Here is a 19,750-nt window from a genome sequence, read left to right on the forward strand (position 1 = left end):
TCACACAAGAAAAGCATTTACATGAGCTAGTTCTTTATCTTGAGTGATATAGCCCATATCAAGGTGAGAGTGATGGATATCAAAGCCCATTTCGGCGGCTGATTCAGAAAACTCAAAGCCGAGGCTACTTACCCCAGAGGGGCGATTACTTGCACCAGAGAAACTTCCATCAAAAACTTTATCGTCCACAAAGTTCAAATCTGCTTGGCTATCAATGATTCTATCGCCAACCGAAACAAAATCGATCGCTGTTCCAAAGCGGTGAGCGCTTTTGAAAGAAGGATTATTCTGATAATCGGGATAGAAAGGAGAACGATAACCACTACTCACTCGAATTGGTTCGTTAAATCTATCGCGAAGCTTTTGCATCGAATCTGCTAGACGAATAATTGCAACTGGGATGTAATAAGGAAATGTGATACCTCTAGCGATTTCTGTGTCAGAGATAAACTCCAGTAAAGTGAAGTTGGTTGTTAGTTTCTTACTAAAATCTTTGAATTCATTAACCTTGAAGTAGTAACGGGGCAACAAAGTTCCATCGTTAAGAACTTCATTAGGTTGAAAATCGGCTAGTCTTGGATCTGATGTGCCAGCACTTCTACTATCAATGAAATCAAATTCTTCTCCAGAAGGGGCTTCAATCGTTTTGAAAGTAGAGGATGTTGTAGCAGAGAGAGTAGTTGGTGGCTTAAATGCTGATGGTTCGGATGTATCTGTAAGATTGATAGCCATTTGTCCAGGTGCATCTGACCTTTTAAACCATCGCGCAGGAATATTGAGACTAAACTTACCAGCTATAGGGGTCGCAACAGTAGCACCCGCGAGAAGCTCTAATTTAGGCACAAGATCCACTTTTTCAATAAATTCATTTGTGCCACCCTGCATTAGATAAAGGGCTTTAGCGTTTAACTTGATCCATGTAGACGCAGACATTTGGGTACTTCCTTTCAGTTACAAACAACCCAATCTAAACTAATGTGCAGTCAACACTACTAGTACTTAATGCTGTTTGACTGCATATTTGAAATTTAACTGATACTGCAAGGTCTAAAGGTCAGAAAAGGTCGGATAAAGGTCTGATGTTTTTGGCGTATTTATGTAAATTTTTTTGACAAATGCATATTTTCTAGTCATAGTATAAATAGCAGTAGGGGTTTAAGGCGAAAAATGACAGAAGATGAAGCGATCGCATTAGTTGTGCGATTGCTGGATTGTAAGCGATTAACTCAAGTTCAGCAGTTTGTATTTCAGGAGTCTTGGAAAGCTCAGAAATACACAGAGATGGCTGTGGATACAAGATATGATCTTGGCTATATCAAGGATGTTGGCTCAGGTTTATGGCGATCGCTATCTCAAGCTTTAAATGAAAAAGTTACCAAAAACAACTTGCACGGGGTATTAGAGAGATTCGCTCAGAAACAGGAAAATATACAGCAATCATTAAAAGAGCAAACATTTGAGAATCGTAGCAACTGGGGTGAAGCGATCGACGTTTCTCTTTTCTATGGACGTACAAGTGAATTAGAAACTCTTAGCCAATGGATTTTGCATGATCGCTGTCGATTGGTCACACTTCTTGGTATGGGCGGCATGGGCAAAACTGCGCTCTCCGTGAAGATTGCCGAACAATTGCAGGGAGAATTTGATTATGTAATTTGGCGATCACTACGACACGCACCATCTTTTCATGACAAGATGACAGACTGCATCAAAATTCTGTCGCATCAACAAGTTACGACTTTACCTGCCGATCATCATGAACAGATTACTTGTTTAATCGAATACTTCCGCAAATCGCGATGTTTGCTGGTTTTGGATAACTTTGATACGTTGTTGCATCATGGTAAGAAAATAGGGACTTATCTTGATGGTTACGAATCCTACGGTGAGCTTCTGTGGCGAATGGGAGAAACTAGCCATCAAAGCTGTGTACTGATTACCAGTCGCGAAAAACCTGCGGAAGTTGCGGCTCTTGAAGGTGATGGCTTACCAGTACGAACTCTTGCTCTGTCTGGATTAGAATTTATTGCAGGACAGACAATACTAACGCTCAAAGGTTTGTCAGTCTCTGATGCAGAAGCTCGTCAATTAGTTGATTGTTACAGTGGTAATCCATTAGCACTAAAGATTGCAGCTACTGCCATTCGCGACTTACACAAAGGTAATATCAATCTTTTTCTAGCCAGTGGCATAACTCTGTTTAATGGCATTAGCAATCTGTTATTCCAACAATTCCAAAGACTAGCAGACTTGCAAAATCGAGTAATGTACTGGTTAGCTATCCATCGCGAAAGTATCTCCCTAACTGAATTGCATAGTGTTTTTGTTCCATCTATGTCTAAAGCGAAGTTGATGGAAGTTTTAGAATCCTTACTAAGACAGAATTTAATTGAAAGCGATCGCCACGGGTTTACACAGCAACCTGTGGTGATGGAATATGTAACGGAAAAGCTAATTGAACTTATCCATCAAGAAATAATCACAGAATCACCCCAATATTTACTGACCCATGCGTTAGTCCAAGCCCAAGCTAAGGATTACATTCGAGATAGTCAAATTCAACTCATTGTGCAGCCTATTCTTCAGCAACTCCAATCAACTCTTAGCGATACACATCAGGTTGAGCATAAACTTGGTAGAGTGATTGCAAGCCTCCAAAATGCCGTAACTATGATTCCAGATAATTATAGTGGTGCGAATCTGATCCATTTACTAGCACATTTAGGAACTAATTTAACTGGATATAATTTTTCAAAGCTGACACTCCGTAACTGTGACTTGCGATCGCTTAAATTGCATCGAGTTAACTTTACTAAAACTACCTTTCTTGACTGTATTTTTGCCGTAACTTCTGGCGGTATCACTAGCGTTGCATTCAGTCCTGATGGACTTTCCCTTGCCACCAGTGACACTACTAATGGTGAAATTCAGATTTGGGATATCAATAGTGGCAAACAACTCTTTAGCTGCAAAGGACATAATACTTGGATTTGGGATATTGCTTTTAGCCCGAAACATCCAGTTTTAGTTAGTTGTGGTCAAGATCATACAATCAAGCTCTGGAATACGAATAATGGAGAATGTCTCCAGACCTTACATGGACATAGCAACATTGTTACGGCGATCGCCTTTAGTCCTGATGGTCAAATCATCGCTAGTAGTAGCACTGATCGCACAGTTAAGATTTGGGATGCGGTCTCAGGCGAATCTATACAAACTCTGGAAGGACATCACGCCTGTGTCTGGTCGGTTGACTTCCATCCCGCAGGTCAGATCTTAGCCACGGCTGGAGAAGATAGCTCAATCAAGTTATGGAATCTAGAAACTGGTTCCTGTGTAAAAACTTTGACGGGACATCAACATTGGATAAAAGCGATCGCAATTAGTCCTAATGGAGAAATATTAGCTAGTGGTAGCTTTGATCAAACCGTCAAAATATGGGATTTGGAAACTGGTACATGCGTAAAAACTTTGCTAGGACACAATTCGGTCGTAACTTCGCTAGCATTTAGTCCCAACGGAGATCGCCTCGTAACGGGAAGCTACGATCAAAGCGTGAAGATTTGGGATACCGAAACTGGACAATGTTTGGATACATTGAAAAAGCATACCAATCGAGTTTGGTCAGTAGCTTTTCATCCACAAGGAAACTTAGTCGTGAGTGGTGGTGATGATCATGCAGTTAAATTTTGGGAGTTGAAAACAGGAAAATGTACCAAAACCCTTCAAGGGCATAGCAATGCAGTTTATGCGATCGCCCATAGCCAGCACAACTTACTCGCTAGTGCCCATGAAGACCAAACCGTTAAACTCTGGAATATCAATCTCAATTCTCTACAAGACTTAAGTTCCGATCTTCAGCCTTCTCAAGTTCTCCGAGGACATAGCGATCGCGTTCTCTCCATTGCCTTCAGTCCCAATGACCAAATTCTCGCTAGTGCTGGGGCTGACCGCACGATTAAGCTATGGAATCCCCATACAGGAAAAGTTCTCAAAACTCTACTTGGGCATAAAAGTTGGATTTGGGGAATTGCCTTTAGTCCCAATGGTCAGTTTCTCACCAGTGGCAGTTATGACCACACAGTCAAAGTTTGGGATATAGAATCTGGTGAATGCTTACAAACATTACAAGGTCATCCTAGTTCTGTCTTAGCAGTTGCCTTCAGCCTTGATAGCAAAACCCTCTTTAGTAGTGGTTATGACAAACTGGTTAAACATTGGGATCTAGCAACAGGCAAATGTCTACATACTTGGGAAGCCGACTCTACTAACCGTGTCTGGGCAATAGCTATTAGTCCCAATAGTCAACATATGGCAACTGGTGGTGACGATACTTTTATAAAACTATGGGACATCAAAACAGGAGATCATCTACAAACATTTACTGGGCATACCGATCAAGTTGTCTGTCTTATATTTGCCCAAAATGGCGATCGCTTAATTAGCAGTAGTAGCGATCGCACAATCAAAATTTGGGATGTAGTGACTGGATGTTGCATTGAGACGTTAGAGGGACATCTCAACTGGGTCTCATCACTGAGTTTAAGTCAAGATACTCAAACGCTCATTAGTGCAAGTTGGGATGAAACCATTAAATGCTGGGATATTGCCACGACGAAATGTTGGCAAACTCTGCAATCAATCCGTCCCTATGAAGGCATGATCATTGATGGCGCAGCAAACTTAACTGAAGCGGAAATCGGAACGTTAAAAGCTTTGGGTGCAACTGCGTGAATATATAGCAGATTTTACCCCTTAGTTTTCGTAATTGCGTCTTGCTTTATTTGCTTCATTGCGGAGAGCATCGAGACGCTTTTCGATTAATGTACGTGATCGCCCCTTAGACGCATCACTGAGCATGATCTTCAGCGCACTACCCAAACTTTTATACGCGGCAGGCAAAGGATAGCCATTCCGCACCGCCAGACGAATAGCGCCTTGGTCAGCCTCAATCAAATTACGAATATCTTTCTTACTAGTCCCCTTGCGCCATAGCTGAAATCCAGCCACACCACAGATACCTAGCGCAAGCACAAATAGCAACCCATTTTGTACCCAAAGTTCACCAACTGCCCCACCTAAACCGATCGCTAGCGCCGCAACTTCCCAGCCATCCTTTGGCACTGCATCGTTTTGTATACGAGCGACTTCATGCCAATACAGGAGGTTGCGCTGATCCTCGGCCATACGTTCCCATCGCACCATATCGACTAAAATTACTACCTCATCGCCACCAGCTTCTTCACAAGCAATCAGTGGCGGACGGACACCATCGGCGTTAAGTACTTTTACCCAAGCCTGTAACTCTGGGGGCAGCAAGTCTTGCAAACGACGGATTTCAGTTCGAGCAAAGGTATTTCGGAGGGAGGAAGAAGTTGGAGATGGCATGAATCTTCGTCAAAGTTCAGAATTTTGAGGGACTTATTGCTAAATCTAGATTTTAGTATAAGTTTTAACTACTTGCACTTTTGATTAGATTATTACAACTAAAAAGTTATCTTCAGATTATAGGCTTTATAAGTTCAGTGTGAGCTTGCTAAGCTAGATCATTGATAGTTTAAGAAAAGTAAAGAAATATAGTGGATAATTGTGTTTAATTGATATATAGTTATTATTCTTAACATAAATAAATATTATCACTTTAAATTTTCATAATGCAATTAATTAATTCTGAGTGGACAACAACAGAAGAAGAGGTAGCTAGGAAAGCTTTTGATATTGCCTATAAGCGAGAAATTAGTTCTCTGATTGATTCAGTCCGTTACAAAGCAAGCAATTTAGCTGAAATTGATGACATGTGGCGTTTGCACGACTTTTTGAGTGTGAAGCGCCATGAAGTCGATGGTCGATATGACTATCACTTGCCCATGCTAGTTTTCGTATTTGCAGGATTGGTGAAGGATGGATGGCTGAGCCTCAATGAATTAGAAGGCTTAAACACCGATAAAATTGCCAAGATTGCAGCACTTGCATGTATGTAAGCGATAAACCATAAAAGAGAAATTGCCAAACTTCCTTTTATTTAGTTTTAATTAAAGATCTACCTTTTAGCGTGGGCTTATCTATATCTACCGACATAATTATTAGAATAAATCAAAAATTAAAGATGTGAAGTTGTGTCTTCATGGCGACTCTATATATTTGATTCCTACATCTTAATAAACATGGTGATCACCCTGCTTCGTCTAATGATCATCATGTTTATTAAATTAATTTTTATTGTTAAGTAGCTGATTTTTTAGATGGATTAGATAAACAAAGTAAAATTTAATATCTATCCTTAGAGGTTTTGTAAGTGTCAACACAATATGAGTATATATACTAAGGAAGTTTAAACATTATAAACTTCTCAATTCTTGTTATTTTGGTTGCTTCTAATAAATAGTTTTAACGAGAATTTCTTGCTTATAGAGCTTGTAATATTTCTCCCAAAGCCTTTATTGGATGCTAATTCCTAATTCTGAGTTTCTATATTTTTGAATATAGGATTAATTTTTTCTTCATACATAAGTATGAACGTAAATCATCTAGTTGAACCCTAAAAAACCTCCTATGACATACACAATTAACTCAGCCAGAAGCATTTTCCCTAGCACATTAGCAGCCGATGTTGTACCTGCTACGACAGCTCGATTTAACCAACTTAGCCCTGAAGATCAACTCGCTTGGATTTGGTTTACTTACCTTGAGATGGGTAAGACTGTAACGATCGCTGCTCCAGGTGCTGCAAGTATGCAACTAGCTGAGTTGACCTTGAATGAAATCAAGAAAATGAGTTTTCAGCAACAAACTCAAGTTATGTGTGACTTGGCAAATCGTGCTGACACTCCTATCTGTCGTACCTATGCAATTTGGTCACAAAACATCAAGCTAGGCTTTTGGTATCAACTTGGTCAGTGGATGGAGCAAGGAATTGTTGCACCAATTCCTGAAGGTTACAAACTTTCAGCTAACGCTTCAGCAGTGTTAGAAACTCTAAAAAGTCTAGAACCAGGACAACAAATCACAATTCTGCGTAACTCAGTTGTAGATATGGGATACGATCCTAACAAGTTGGGTGAATATACTCGTGTTGCTGAGCCTGTTTCTGCTCCACAAGAAATGTCTAAGCGCACTCAAGTAAGTATTGAAGGTGTAAACAACCCCACAATCTTGTCTTACATGAATAACATGAATGCCAATGACTTTGATGCTCTAATTGCTCTATTTCTCCCAGATGGTGCTTTACAACCGCCTTTCCAAAGACCAATCGTTGGGAAAGATGCAGTTCTGAGATTTTTTAAAGAAGAATGTCAAAACCTTGTGCTTGTGCCAGAAAAAGGTGTTTCTGAACCAGCAGATGGTGGTTATACCCAAATCAAGATTACTGGCAAAGTGCAAACTCCTTGGTTCGGCTCTGGCGTTGGTATGAACATTGCTTGGCGTTTTCTGCTCGATCCTGACAACAAAATTTTCTTTGTAGCGATCGACTTGCTTGCATCTCCTAAAGAGTTACTGAACTTCGCGCGTTAGTTTTAGTTACATTTTGAAAAAAGCCGCGCGATCGCGCGGCTTTTTTCAAAATCTCTCTGGGTTAAAAAAAAGCGCATAGCGCTGTAATATGCAAATGTTTATTTCACAACAAAAGGTATTAGTAGCAGATGATTGGAGCGGATTAGTAATAGCCGTACTGATTATTGGTCTATGGTTTGTCAGTCTATTTGAACTACTTACGATTCCAATATCAAATACTTCTTGGTTTTGGTTGATTAGCGCTATTTTAGGACGTACTTATCTGCATACAGGGTTGTTTATCCTCGCCCATGATGCTATTCATGGCAATTTAGTTGCCCATAATCGCAGCCTCAATCATCTGCTTGGACGTTTTGCAGTTACCGTTTATGGATTTCTGTCCTACGACCTCTGTTTTAAAAATCATTTTAAACACCATCGCTCTCCTTCTCAAAGTAGCGATCCTGATTTCCATGGCAGTACAGCTAACCCAGTACTTTGGTATTGTAAGTTCATTTACGAATATTTCCCAAGGCGATCGCTGATCATTTTTTTAGTAAATATGATTCTAATTGCTAGTGGCTTCATCACAGTTTTCCATGTTCCATTCCTAAACTTAATATTTTTTGGACTGCTGCCTCTGGTGTTAAGTTCTTGGCAGTTATTCTTCTTTGGGACTTATCTGCCACATCACCAAGTTTACGGAAACCCCAATTTCTCTCCGCGTTTACAAAGTAGTTATGGCTCTAATCTATGGTCATTTTTTAGTTGTTATAACTTTGGGCATTACCATTGGGAGCATCATCAATATCCTAAAATTCCTTGGTATCGACTACATCAAACCCACAAAAACTAAGAAAGAGAGCAAAGCTCTCTTTCTTAGTTTTTAGCTAAAAGATAAGTGGCGGCGCGAAGCGCCACCACTTATCTTTTAGGTTTTGATTTGTCATAGCTATTGCTTGCACTGCTATATCAAAGATTTATTGAAAGTGTTGCAAAGTGACACTTTCAATAAAAACTATAAGAAGTTTAAGAAGTTTGAGCTTTCAGCCATGCCCAAGGTACAGTAAGCATCTTGTTAGAGTTAGGCACAAAAGCACGCTGCTTAAAAACTTCGTAGTGATTTCGTTCGATCGCTTTTAAAATATTGCGATACAAAATCAATGAAGACCATACTGGCCATCGGGCATCTCGACATAAAGCCGAAATACCATCCTCAGCATGTTGATAAAACTGTCTCGCTCTTTGGATTTGGAAACGCATCAACTCAATCCAGCGATCGTCAACCGTACCACTTAACAAATCTTTTTCGGTGTAGTCAAAATAATGCAGATCCTCAAGGGGCAAATAAATCCGTCCTCGCTGAGCATCTTCACCAATATCACGCAAAATATTAGTTAACTGCATGGCAATACCCAAGGCGATCGCTGCTTCAGTTGCCGTACTGATTACCGATGGATCTTTAGTCTCAAAGCCCATAATTGCGGCTGACATCAAGCCCACAGTTCCTGCAACCCGATAGCAATATAAATGCAGATCATCGAAGGTCTGATAACGATCGTATTTGAGATCCATCCGCATTCCAGAGATCATATCTTTGAAAGGCTGGATCGGCATTGGATAATGCTTGACTGTATCGGCTAAAGCTATATCTGGCGCATGGGTAGGATCACCACGAAATGTCGCCTCCAACTGTTTCTCCCAGTTAAAAAGCGTTTCAGCATCAGTGGTATCCGCTTGCATACCATCAACAAGCTCATCGGTACGACGACACCAAGCATAGATAGCCCAAGTTGCTCGTCGTTTTGCTTCTGACATCAGCATTGTGCCAAGATAAAAAGTCTTGGCATACTTCGCCGTGATGCAACGACAAATCTCATAGGCTTCATCCAGATTGACTGGCTGACGCATTCCCATTGGCTTAGGCAGTGACGACAGATGGATTTGACTGGTTTTCGTTAGAGGTTCGACCAAGGACTTTATTTCCAGAAGATTGACTTGCTTTGTGGATTTCCTGTGCTGTAAGCTTACCAGAAAGTACAGCCCCTTCCATACTGCCTAAATACTCTTGCATAGTATAGCTACCTGACAAAAAGAAATTAGCAATAGGCGTAATCTGGCTTGGGCGGTAAGCTTGACGACCGGGGATCGCTTTATAAACTGAGCGTGGTGTTTTCAAAACTTTAGCTTTGCGAATCTTCGCAACATGAGGAATTTGCTCAGGGAAAAGCTTAGCTAGCTCAGCCATAGTTGCTTGAATGATCTCATCATCGGATTTGCCAATCCACTCAGCCGCAGGGGCAATGACTAGCTCTAGCATTGAGCGATCTGGATCGTAATACTCTTTGGTGGTTACGCTCATATCTGCATAAACGCTGAGAATGGGCGATCGCGAGAATAATAGTTGATCAACATTGGTAAGTTTGCAATCAAACCAGATCTGCACGTTAATTACAGGTACACCTTCGAGTCCATCTAGTTTTTGGAAAAATGGCTCCTGTTTCCAAGGCTCAGGCATTAGTAATTTCATGGCATCTACAGACATAGCTGACACGTATGCATCAGCAACTATGTCGCGATCGCTAGCTCCATTGACTCCTCGGATTGTCAGATGCTTAACCGTTCCATCATCATTTAATACAATTTCTTTTAATGGTGCGCTGGTATGCACTTCACCGCCATTTTTAGTGATGTAATCGGCGATCGGCTGACATAGACGCTCTGGAGGCGCACCATCAAGAAAAGCTATCTTTGAGCCGTAGCGTTCTTGTAAAAACTTATTTAGGGCGGTGAGGATGATTGTCGCCGATACTTCATCGGGATTAATAAAAGTTAGAGCCTTGGACGCAGCGATAAAAATATCTGTGTTTACGCCATCATCAATGCCCTGCTTGCGTAACCACTCAATCAGACTGTATTTGTCCATGTCTTCGACATATTTCTGACCACGCACGATCGCTGGTAATAAGCCGATCGCAAAGCGAATTTTCTGCTCCCATGTGAGCATATCGTTGTTGCGTAGAATTGAAACGATTACATTAAAGGGCGCAGGAATATCGGGTACATCAAAGCGGGAGAGGGTTCCTGGTTTCTCGGGCTGGTTGAAAATGAGGGTATGTTGTTTCCATTGCAGGCGATCGAGTATTTTTAGCTCTCCCATCAGTTGCAACATATTAGGATAAGCACCAAAAAAAGCATGTAGCCCAGTTTCCAGCCAGTCGCCATCTTCGTCTTTCCATGCGGCGACTAAACCACCTAGAACGTCACTGCGCTCTAGCAAAATCGGCTGATGTCCCAAATCTATCAAATATTTGGCACAGGATAACCCTGCTAGCCCTCCTCCAGCGATCGCAACGCGCATACTTTTTCAATACCTATACGTTTAATTTTTTATATTTAATTATCTCCATCTTACTTTGCAAAGCTTAATAATTCACTAAATTTTGTTAGTAAAACCCAGAGAGCAGAGTAGAGCGCTAAGCATCCCACTCTACTTTCTGGGTTTTATGTTTGCGAACCATTGGATAATCGCATTTTTGTTTTAAGATGGCGATCAGCACTTCAATCTTAGCCAGTATGGTAAAAAGCCTCATTGATTCCCCTGAGATATCTAGTAAGCCATCTCGTAAATTATGGATGGCGGCGATTAAGTTCCCGATGTATAGTGTGGCGATCGTGCCGATCGCTACGGGTACGGCTGTCGCTTATCGCAATACAGGGGCGATTAACTGGAGTATTTTTTTCATGTTTCTGGTTTCCGCAGTTTTGATTTTAGTCTGGGAAAATCTCTGCAATGACGTATTTGATGCGGAAACAGGCATTGATATCAATAAGGCGCATTCAGTTGTTAATTTAACAGGCAAGAAGAATTTAATCTTTGTGATCGCTAATATTTGTTTACTCCTAGGCATTAGTGGCGTATTCGCAATTTCTTGGATACAGCAAGATATTGTGGTGGTTAGTGCGATCGCCCTTTGCTGTTTTCTTGGCTATATTTACCAAGGTCCTCCATTTCGGTTGGGATATCAAGGATGGGGTGAAGTTTTATGCTTTTTTGCCTTTGGTCCCTTAGGAGTTTCGGCAGCCTATTATAGTCAAACGAAATCTTGGTCAATCGGCTCGATTGCCGCCGCAATTATTGTCGGAATTATTACTAGCCTGATTTTGTTCTGTTCGCATTTCAATCAAGTGGCTGATGATCTTGCCGCAGGCAAGAAATCACCTGTTGTACGTTTAGGGACTAAGCGTTCAGCCCAACTTTTACCTTGGATTTGTGCTGTAATTTATGGGATTGCGATCATGGCGATCGCCCTTAAATTTTTCCCCATCTGGACAGCGATCGTCTTAATTAGCTTACCGATTGCATGGAAATTATGTACATTCATTGATGAAAACCACGAACGCGCCGAGCTTTTACTCAACTATCGCTTCATCGCTGTTGCCTTACATTTTGTCATTGGTTCTTGTCTTAGTGTCAGCTTGATCTTATAGAACTATAATTTAAATGATTTTGCCAAATAGAATTTATCACTGTTCTGCGGGTATTGCGATCGGTGGAGGTGGTGTCAAAACCTATGTTGATGGGTTGTATGCAGCAATGCCAGATACATTTGGTGCAGAAATCATTGCTAATCCTAGAGACTATGATCAAAGTGCATTTAAATTGCTGCATATTCACGAAACTAGTGCCATAGCTCAGGTCAACAATTCCTGCCCTGTCGTTTTTACGGCTCATAATCATGATGTTTACTGTGCCAGTGGAACTAAGTATTTGTCGGTTCGTAAATCTAGCTGCGATCGCCTATTAAATTCATGGGGATGTGCTTGGGGGCATGTTGTTGATGGTTGTGGTAGCCGTCGTCCTGCTCAGATTCTCACCAACTTAGGAAGAGCCAGTACTGAGCTAAATGCTCTCAAAAAGCTTGGGATTTTGACGATCTCGAATAGTGATTATGTGCGATCGCAGTTGCTTGCTAATGGGTTGCCTGAATCACAGGTTGTAACTTTACGATGTGGCATTGCCGCAACTTCTTCTAAGCATGAACCTTTAGATCAAGACATACACGCTCAAAAACGGATTCTTTTTGCAGGTAGAATCGTTCCAGACAAGGGACTAGATTGGTTATTGCGAACAATACCGCTCTTAGATCCACAAATTCATTTGGATATTGCAGGTGAAGGTTGGGCAATAGCTCAAGTGCGCCAGTTAGCGGCGGATTTGAATATTGGCGATCGCCTTACTTGGCATGGATGGTGTCAAAGCGAGAAATTAGAGGATCTATATCGTCAAAGCTTTGCTGTAATTTTTCCTAGTGTTTGGCCAGAGCCAGCGGGATTAGTCACTTTGGAAGCCTATGCAAGATTCCGTCCAGTGATTGCTAGCGACGTTGGTGGAATTCCTGAACATATTCAGGATGGAAAAACAGGGATTTTAGTTGAGCCGAATAATCAGCAGCAGTTAGCTACTGCAATCACGGATTTGGCGAATGATTTTGACAAAGCACGCGAAATTGGTATGGCTGGTCATGATTTGTTTCAATCAGAATTTACCCTTGCTATACATGCCCAAAGACTGCAAAAAATCTATGACTTAGCGATCGCTAAGTTTCATAAGTCTTTTTGATAAAAGCCTGTCTGCGGCAGACTTTTATCAAAATTTTTAAGCTTGTTTCGCTTCTGAGCCATCAATGATGCGTTGGAATAGATAGCCTGTGCCACGAGCTGTCAAGATCAATTCAGGATTGCTAGGATCTTCTTCGAGCTTTGCCCGCAAGCGAGAAATATGGACATCGACAACGCGAGTATCCACATGGCGTTCTGGTGTATATCCCCAGACCTCTTGCAAAATTTCCGCCCTTGAAAAAGCTTCACCCGATCGCCCGACCAATAGCTCTAATAAACTAAACTCCATACCCGTTAAACGAATACGCTCATCGGACTTATAGACTTGACGCTTGTTAGTATCAATCTTGATCGTGTTGATATGAATCACACCAGAACTGGGGATGCCTGATGTGCCATTGCGATCAAAGCGCCGCAATACTGAACGAATCCGCGCTTCTAATTCCTTTGGTGAAAAAGGCTTAACAACGTAATCATCTGCACCTAATTCAAGTCCTGTAATGCGATCAGCAACATCGCCCAAAGCTGTCAGCATGATAATCGGGATATCCGATTCTTTGCGAAGCTCTTGACACACCCCGTAGCCGTCGAGCTTTGGCATCATTACATCAAGAACCACCAAGTCTGGGTTTTCTTTATGAAAAACTTCGATCGCTTCTTCGCCATCTGCGGCGGTGACGACCTCGTAACCGATCATCGACAGACGTGTCTCCAGAATTCGACGAATACTAGCTTCGTCGTCTACAACTAGAATTTTTTCCTTATGGTTTTCCAAGCCAGTTTACACTCCACTATGTTGCTAGCTGCAATTCAGTAAAATTTTATAGTTTTACATATTTATTTAGCTAAGTTTACAAGAAATCGGTCGTTACAATCCGAAAACAAAACTTAAAGTTTCAGAATAAACTTAATCTGGGGTTTACCTGATTTATAGCTACAGTCACCTGTCTCATGGACAAATCAAAAACCAAGAATTGATTGGCGGCGCTTTGCGCCGCCAATCAATTCTTGGTTTTTATGTCCTAGTACACTTGGCGACTTGTGCTGTCGCTTCTTTCCGATTTTATGTAAGTGATTGCGATAAAATTGTATGAAGTTTTATGCACAATGAGGATTTTGCGATCATGACTGAACCAACTCAAGTACCACAAGCTACTGATCCAAAAATGGGATTTAACACCTATGCAGAAAGGTTAAATGGTAGAGCCGCTATGGTTGGTTTTATCATTGCCGTTGCGATCGAGCTTTTCACTGGCAAGGGTTTGTTAGCATGGCTAGGTCTAATTGATATAGGCTAATCAAATGAAGGCGCTTAGCGCCTTCATTTCATCTTCTAGTTGTTTTTAATTCGTTTTTTTAGTTATGGCATCTGGCAAAATCGAGAACTCTCTGTACTGGACTGCGGCAATTTTGGGATTAGTTCTCGATCAAGCCTCCAAATATTTAGTTGTGCAATATCTCAAACCCCTAAAATCAGTCCCCTTGATTAATGGTGTATTTCATTTTACCTATGCGACCAACACAGGTGCGGCTTTTAGCTTATTTAGTGGTCAGATTGATTGGCTCAAATGGGTATCGATGATTGTCAGTTTGGGGCTAGTAGCCTTTGGGATTTTTGGTAAAAACTTAAATCGCTGGGAGCAGGTCGGCTATGGCTGCATTTTGGCGGGAGCCGCAGGTAATGGCATCGATCGCTTTGTGGCTGGTTATGTAGTTGACTTTATTGATATACGGATTATTCGCTTTGCGATTTTTAATATTGCTGATGTCTCTATTAATGTCGGATTGGCTTGTTTAGCGATCGCGGTTTTATTTGTAACTAAACCATCCAAGTCAAAAAACTAGATAAAAATAGGAGTAGATGAAAAGCAGCCTGCGGCTGCTTTTCATCTACTCCTATTTTTAATTTACAAAAGTATGACGACACTTTTCTAAATTAAAAAACAAACCTAATCCAAGAAAACAAAACGGCTACGCCGTTTTGTTTTCTTGGATTAGAGCGTGAAGCGCTATATTGCTAATTAGAAGTTATTGAGAGGCTTAGGAGTATGGCAAATTCCCCAAAAATTGTAGTCGTTACGAATGGCAAAGGGGGGGTGGGTAAAACAACAACAGCGATCGCTTTAGCGGGCATCTTGGCTCAGGACACTAAAGTATTAGTCGTGGATGCTGACATCCAAGGAAGCTTGTCTTGGTGGGTAGGACGTAGCAACAAGAACATGGGTTTTGATATTGCCAAAGAAATTGATCCGACTCATTTAAAAAAACTACCGAAACTCAGCAGTTACGATCTAGTATTGGTAGACACCCCCCCTGCGCTGCATTCCCATGCACTTGCTACCGTTGTCGCGATCGCTGATTATTTGGTTTTGCCAAGTCCACCTGCTCCGATGGATTTAACAGCCCTAATTGATACTGTCAAAAGTACGGTGCGACCCGCCCAAGTTCCCCATCGAGTCCTGCTCACCCGTGTTGATCCGCGATGTCTTAACGAAGCGCTTGAAGCTCAAAACACCTTGCTAGAAGTGGGAGTACCAGTTTTTCATGCATTTGTAAGAGCTTACAAAGCCCATGAACGTGCTGCTCTAGAAGGGAAATTAGTTACAGAATGGAAAGGCAAAAATGCTAGAGAAGCGGAAGCCGACTATCGACGTGTAGTTGATGAACTGCGTCGAGACATTTTAAGGTGATATGAGGTGTCAGTTAATATACATCAAGGAATTAAATAAGAAATAAAAAATATGTCAACTAAAAAGAAAGTCGGGATTTCGGATTTATTGCGTGATGAAGTGCAGAAGGAACCTGAAGCAACAGTGAAGAATGCGTCAACTGAACAAACTATTGAAGTAAAAGCAGAAACAGTCTCTGATGCAGTTAGCAAAATCGCTAGTCTTCCTACGTCAACAAAGACTATTGAGGGATCTCCAAGTATTGACGATCGCACAACAGCAAAAAATTCTGAGCTAGAGCTATCACTTGCTCAATCAAAACAAAGAGAAGTTGCTCTTTCGCAAACTTTAGCTGATCTAGAAAAAGATTTGAAATTTAGCCACACCAATATTGAGCTTTTGCAGAAATCACTGGCGGCGATCGAGAGCCTCAAAAATGAACTAGATCAACAACTCGTGGAAGTCAAACGCGATAATTTGCGCCTAGCCGAAGCAAATATTCAATTATCGGAGCAAGTCAAAACCTTAGAATCATCAAAGGAATTAACTCAAACTCCAGTAGTTGAGCCTCCTGCTTCTTCGCAACTGGTTTCACAAAATCCTCAAAACAATCGAGCAACTCCTCGCAAACAGCCTGTTGAGCAGCCTGTCGAGCAGCCCTATTCCCATCGTGATCGCAGTATTTATACACGTCCAACTGGCTCGAACGAGCAATTGCAGCGTATCAACAATAAAAATATTGGCTGGATGGACTAGACTTCAAAAGTAAGGGTGTCACTTCATATTGCCTTTGCTTTTGGGAAAATAATAATTGACAATCCCTTTCCGAGCAAGAATTAGTGGTGCGGCGCTTCGCGCCGCACCACTAATTCTTGCTCGGAAAGGCGTATAAAAATAAACAAAATGTAACATTATGTCCAAACTTAAAGCATATGCGCTAGACTATCATCCGTAAGGTAAAAGTAGTTATCGGTTGTAGCAATTGTTTTCTGTACTGACAGTTTTTTTCTGTTTCATCGTGACAAGCTTCTCTCCGACATCTCTATCTCTACATACTCATTGAATTCTTGGAGAAAGCATAATGTCTATTTACGTTGGTAACTTGTCCTATGAAGTTACTCAAGACCATTTAAAGCCAGTTTTTGAAGACTACGGCAAGGTCACTCGTGTTCATTTCCCTACCGATCGCGAAACTGGTCGCGCCCGTGGCTTTGCATTCGTAGAAATGAGTGCAGATGCTGAAGAAGATGCCGCCATCACTGCGCTTGACGGTGCTGAATGGATGGGTCGTGTACTCAAAGTTAACAAGGCTAAGCCTCGCGAGAATAATGACTCGTTTGGCGGTGGTAACAGAGGCGGCGGCGGTGGTCGCGGCGGCTATAACAAGTCTGGCGGCGGCGGTGGTCGCTACTAAATTCGCTTTCTAGGGTGCAAAGCACTCTAAAAAGAATTAGCAGCTAATTACAGCAAAACGGCGAAGAAAACTAAGTTTTCTTCGCCGTTTTGCTATGCTAAGCAAAAGTATGCACGCTTAACGTAGGTTTAGCATGGATTTGCAACCATTAGGGATTGTTGTTCAGGGTTCTTTAAGCGACGGTTTAGAAGTTCGACTTAATGGCGAGATTTCAGTCGAGGATATGCGCGTCGGTAAGTTTCTGGTAGTGCATGGTCGGCATACACGCTTTTTTTGCATTCTGACTGATGTTACTCTCGGTACAGCTAGCCCTCGCATTCTCATGAATCCGCCTGATCCTGAAAATACTTTCTTAACCGAGATTTTGGCAGGAACGGGGACTTTTGGCACGATCAATTTAACGCCGATGTTGATGTTTGTGCCTGCAAATCCTTTTGATCTGATCACTCAACGCTCGTCTAGTCAGAGTAGCGATCGCATCAAAAAAACTAAACGCAAGAAATCCCCTGTTTATGAAACGGTAGAAGAAATAAATGACTTTCAACTGTTGCCAGTAAAGACGATCCCCAGTCATTTTTCGCAAGTATTTGATGCCACTGAGCGTGATTTTCGGATTGTGTTTGGTTGGGAAGATGATCCCCATAAACGGAACTTTGCGATCGGGCAGCCGATTGATATGCCTGTGCCAATTTGTCTTGACCTTGATCGCTTTGTGGAGAGGAGTAATGGCGTATTTGGAAAATCGGGTACTGGCAAATCTTTTTTGACGCGCCTATTACTATCGGGGATTATCCGTAAGCAGGCGGCTGTAAATTTAATTTTTGATATGCATTCAGAATATGGCTGGGAAGCAGCGACTGAAGGCAAAAGATTTAGTACGGTTAAGGGGTTACGGCAATTATTTCCTGCACAGGTGCAGATTCATACGCTCGATCCTGACTCGACAAAGCGGCGGGGAGTACGCGATGCACAGGAACTTTACATTAGTTATGACCAGATTGATGTTGAAGATTTGATGCTAATTCGGGATGAATTAAATCTTTCGGAAGCCAGTTTAGAAAATGCGATTATTCTACGGAATGAATTTGGAAAGAATTGGATCTCGCGATTGTTGGCGATGACTAATTCCGAAATTCAAGAATTTTGTGAGCAGAAGATGGGTAGTAAATCTTCGATTATGGCACTTCAGCGCAAACTCACCCGCCTTGATGATCTCAAATATTTACGCCCAACTTGTCCCGAAAATTATATTAAGCGGATTCTTGATGCGATCGCCGCAGGTAAACACATCGTAATCGAGTTTGGTTCGCAGTCAAATCTGCTTTCCTATATGTTGGCGACAAATATCATTACGCGGCGGATTCATCATTCCTATGTGCAGCAAGCTGAAAGATTTTTGCAGACTAAAAATATTAGCGATCGCCCCCAGCAGTTAACGATCACCATTGAAGAAGCCCATCGATTTCTGGCTCCTAATACAGCTAGACAAACTATTTTTGGGACGATCGCCCGTGAAATGCGGAAGTATTTTGTGACTTTGCTCATCGTCGATCAGCGTCCATCGGGAATTGATAATGAAGTGATGTCCCAAATTGGAACTAGAATTACGGCGCTACTCAATGATGAGAAAGATATTGACGCAATTTTTACAGGTGTGGCTGGGAGTGGCAATTTGCGAACAATTTTGTCGAAATTAGATTCTAAGCAACAAGCACTCGTGTTAGGTCATGCCGTGCCAATGCCTGTGGTGGTGCAAACTCGACCCTATGATGAAACTTTCTATCGCGAGATCGGCGAAGTGCCTTGGGAAGAAATTTCGACACCAGAAGTGTTGCGAGTTGCAGAAGCCGCTAAAGCAGATTTAGGATTTTAATCTAATCACAAGAGATATGGCGCAAAGCGCCACATCTCTTGTCCAGTTTAAATAAGGAGGCTAACAGATGACTAGTGTTGTTATAGAAAATTCTCAAGAAAAATCCATTCATAGCTCAGAGTCAATTCCTCAACTGACCCTAGAGCAATTTTTGAACTTACCAGAAAATGATGAAAGTTATGAACTAATTGATGGAGAAGCAATTAAAAAAATGTCACCAAAATTTTTTCACTCCCGATTAACAAGTGCTTTTTGGTCTGAGTTATCAGGTTGGTCTCATGGGATTGGACAAGTATCGATTGAATGGTCAGTAATTCTAAAACGACGAGGTAAAGATTGGGTTCCTGTGCCTGATTTGCTATATGTATCTTATGATCGCCTTGCCGCAGATTGGCGTGAGGATACGCCATGTCCCGTATTGCCAGAGTTAGTGATTGAGATTGTATCGCCTGATCAAACTTTTAATCAGTTAGCCCAGAAAGCGACGGATTATCTCAGTGCAGGAGGGGAAAGAGTAGTGCGATTCGTTTGATGGTGAATCACGGTAATCAGTCCGTACATAACCATCAGAGCCAAGTCTCCCAAGACTAGCTTAACTGTCCAGACGATGAAGGTGCAAGCCCTTCCGTCTAAACTCAAGACTGACTCCTTATCTGCCCTCGATAGCCCGACTCGGTTACG

19 protein-coding genes are annotated in these 19,750 nt (G+C 41.7%); 13 read left to right on the plus strand and 6 right to left on the minus strand.

The genetic code is table 11. The annotated features are described in order from the left end of the window. A complete protein-coding gene (locus tag B9G53_RS12120; protein ID WP_094532582.1) occupies positions 1-933 on the minus strand; it encodes a D-Ala-D-Ala carboxypeptidase family metallohydrolase in 933 nt (310 codons plus the stop codon). Positions 934-1,167: 234 nt separating this feature from the next. Between B9G53_RS12120 and B9G53_RS12125 the strand changes: the two genes are divergently transcribed. Beyond that, entirely contained in the window at positions 1,168-4,734 is a 3,567-nt protein-coding gene (locus B9G53_RS12125) for an NB-ARC domain-containing protein (RefSeq protein WP_094532585.1), read from the plus strand. A 21-nt stretch (positions 4,735-4,755) separates the two neighbouring features. Here B9G53_RS12125 and B9G53_RS12130 read toward each other — a convergent pair whose 3' ends face one another. Then, complete coding sequence (locus B9G53_RS12130; RefSeq protein ID WP_094532588.1) at positions 4,756-5,388, minus strand: DUF3318 domain-containing protein; 633 nt, start codon at positions 5,386-5,388, stop codon at positions 4,756-4,758. A 266-nt stretch (positions 5,389-5,654) separates the two neighbouring features. On the opposite strand from B9G53_RS12130, the gene B9G53_RS12135 reads away from it, so the two are divergent. The 3 genes from B9G53_RS12135 (at position 5,655) to B9G53_RS12145 (ending at position 8,347) form a co-directional block, all read left to right on the plus strand. After that, a complete protein-coding gene (locus B9G53_RS12135) occupies positions 5,655-5,981 on the plus strand; it encodes a hypothetical protein (RefSeq protein WP_094532591.1) in 327 nt (108 codons plus the stop codon). Between the two features lie 571 nt (positions 5,982-6,552). Continuing rightward, positions 6,553-7,512: an orange carotenoid-binding protein gene (locus B9G53_RS12140; protein WP_094532594.1), complete on the plus strand. Its 960-nt coding sequence runs from the start codon at positions 6,553-6,555 to the stop codon at positions 7,510-7,512. An 88-nt stretch (positions 7,513-7,600) separates the two neighbouring features. Then, the gene (locus tag B9G53_RS12145) at positions 7,601-8,347 is read left to right on the plus strand and encodes a fatty acid desaturase (RefSeq protein WP_094532598.1); all 747 of its coding nucleotides are present in this window, start codon (positions 7,601-7,603) and stop codon (positions 8,345-8,347) included. 173 nt (positions 8,348-8,520) lie between these two features. On the opposite strand, the gene B9G53_RS12150 is transcribed toward B9G53_RS12145, so the two are convergent. Further along, positions 8,521-9,408, minus strand: coding sequence for a phytoene synthase (locus B9G53_RS12150; RefSeq protein ID WP_094532601.1), 888 nt, complete (start codon positions 9,406-9,408; stop codon positions 8,521-8,523). A gap of 4 nt (positions 9,409-9,412) precedes the next feature. Continuing rightward, positions 9,413-10,852: a 15-cis-phytoene desaturase gene (gene pds, locus B9G53_RS12155; protein ID WP_094532603.1), complete on the minus strand. Its 1,440-nt coding sequence runs from the start codon at positions 10,850-10,852 to the stop codon at positions 9,413-9,415. A gap of 215 nt (positions 10,853-11,067) precedes the next feature. Between pds and menA the strand changes: the two genes are divergently transcribed. Both menA and B9G53_RS12165 read left to right on the plus strand, forming a co-directional pair. Then, positions 11,068-11,982, plus strand: a complete 915-nt coding sequence (menA, locus tag B9G53_RS12160; RefSeq protein ID WP_094532632.1) for a 2-carboxy-1,4-naphthoquinone phytyltransferase — start codon at positions 11,068-11,070, stop codon at positions 11,980-11,982. 13 nt (positions 11,983-11,995) lie between these two features. Continuing rightward, a complete protein-coding gene (locus tag B9G53_RS12165; protein ID WP_094532606.1) occupies positions 11,996-13,114 on the plus strand; it encodes a glycosyltransferase family 4 protein in 1,119 nt (372 codons plus the stop codon). Positions 13,115-13,150: 36 nt separating this feature from the next. Here B9G53_RS12165 and rpaB read toward each other — a convergent pair whose 3' ends face one another. After that, positions 13,151-13,888, minus strand: coding sequence for a response regulator transcription factor RpaB (rpaB, locus tag B9G53_RS12170; protein ID WP_094532609.1), 738 nt, complete (start codon positions 13,886-13,888; stop codon positions 13,151-13,153). 349 nt (positions 13,889-14,237) lie between these two features. Between rpaB and B9G53_RS27365 the strand changes: the two genes are divergently transcribed. From B9G53_RS27365 to B9G53_RS12205, 7 genes are all read left to right on the plus strand, one after another. After that, complete coding sequence (locus B9G53_RS27365) at positions 14,238-14,411, plus strand: hypothetical protein (protein WP_094532635.1); 174 nt, start codon at positions 14,238-14,240, stop codon at positions 14,409-14,411. 64 nt (positions 14,412-14,475) lie between these two features. Beyond that, positions 14,476-14,958: a signal peptidase II gene (lspA, locus tag B9G53_RS12180; RefSeq protein WP_094532612.1), complete on the plus strand. Its 483-nt coding sequence runs from the start codon at positions 14,476-14,478 to the stop codon at positions 14,956-14,958. A 203-nt stretch (positions 14,959-15,161) separates the two neighbouring features. Beyond that, the gene (locus B9G53_RS12185; RefSeq protein ID WP_094532615.1) at positions 15,162-15,803 is read left to right on the plus strand and encodes a ParA family protein; all 642 of its coding nucleotides are present in this window, start codon (positions 15,162-15,164) and stop codon (positions 15,801-15,803) included. 51 nt (positions 15,804-15,854) lie between these two features. After that, positions 15,855-16,538: a hypothetical protein gene (locus tag B9G53_RS12190; RefSeq protein ID WP_094532617.1), complete on the plus strand. Its 684-nt coding sequence runs from the start codon at positions 15,855-15,857 to the stop codon at positions 16,536-16,538. Positions 16,539-16,863: 325 nt separating this feature from the next. Further along, on the plus strand, positions 16,864-17,196 hold the full coding sequence (locus B9G53_RS12195) for an RNA-binding protein (RefSeq protein WP_094532620.1): 333 nt from the start codon (positions 16,864-16,866) through the stop codon (positions 17,194-17,196). A 133-nt stretch (positions 17,197-17,329) separates the two neighbouring features. After that, positions 17,330-19,069, plus strand: a complete 1,740-nt coding sequence (locus B9G53_RS12200; RefSeq protein ID WP_094532623.1) for a DUF87 domain-containing protein — start codon at positions 17,330-17,332, stop codon at positions 19,067-19,069. Between the two features lie 67 nt (positions 19,070-19,136). Then, complete coding sequence (locus B9G53_RS12205) at positions 19,137-19,601, plus strand: Uma2 family endonuclease (protein WP_094532626.1); 465 nt, start codon at positions 19,137-19,139, stop codon at positions 19,599-19,601. On the opposite strand, the gene B9G53_RS28025 is transcribed toward B9G53_RS12205, so the two are convergent. Then, on the minus strand, positions 19,559-19,750 hold a 192-nt coding region (locus B9G53_RS28025), incomplete at its 5' end, for a hypothetical protein (protein WP_217901563.1). The two genes, B9G53_RS12205 and B9G53_RS28025, sit on opposite strands and share 43 nt — an antisense overlap.

The organism is Pseudanabaena sp. SR411, assembly GCF_002251945.1.
GTDB lineage: Bacteria > Cyanobacteriota > Cyanobacteriia > Pseudanabaenales > Pseudanabaenaceae > Pseudanabaena.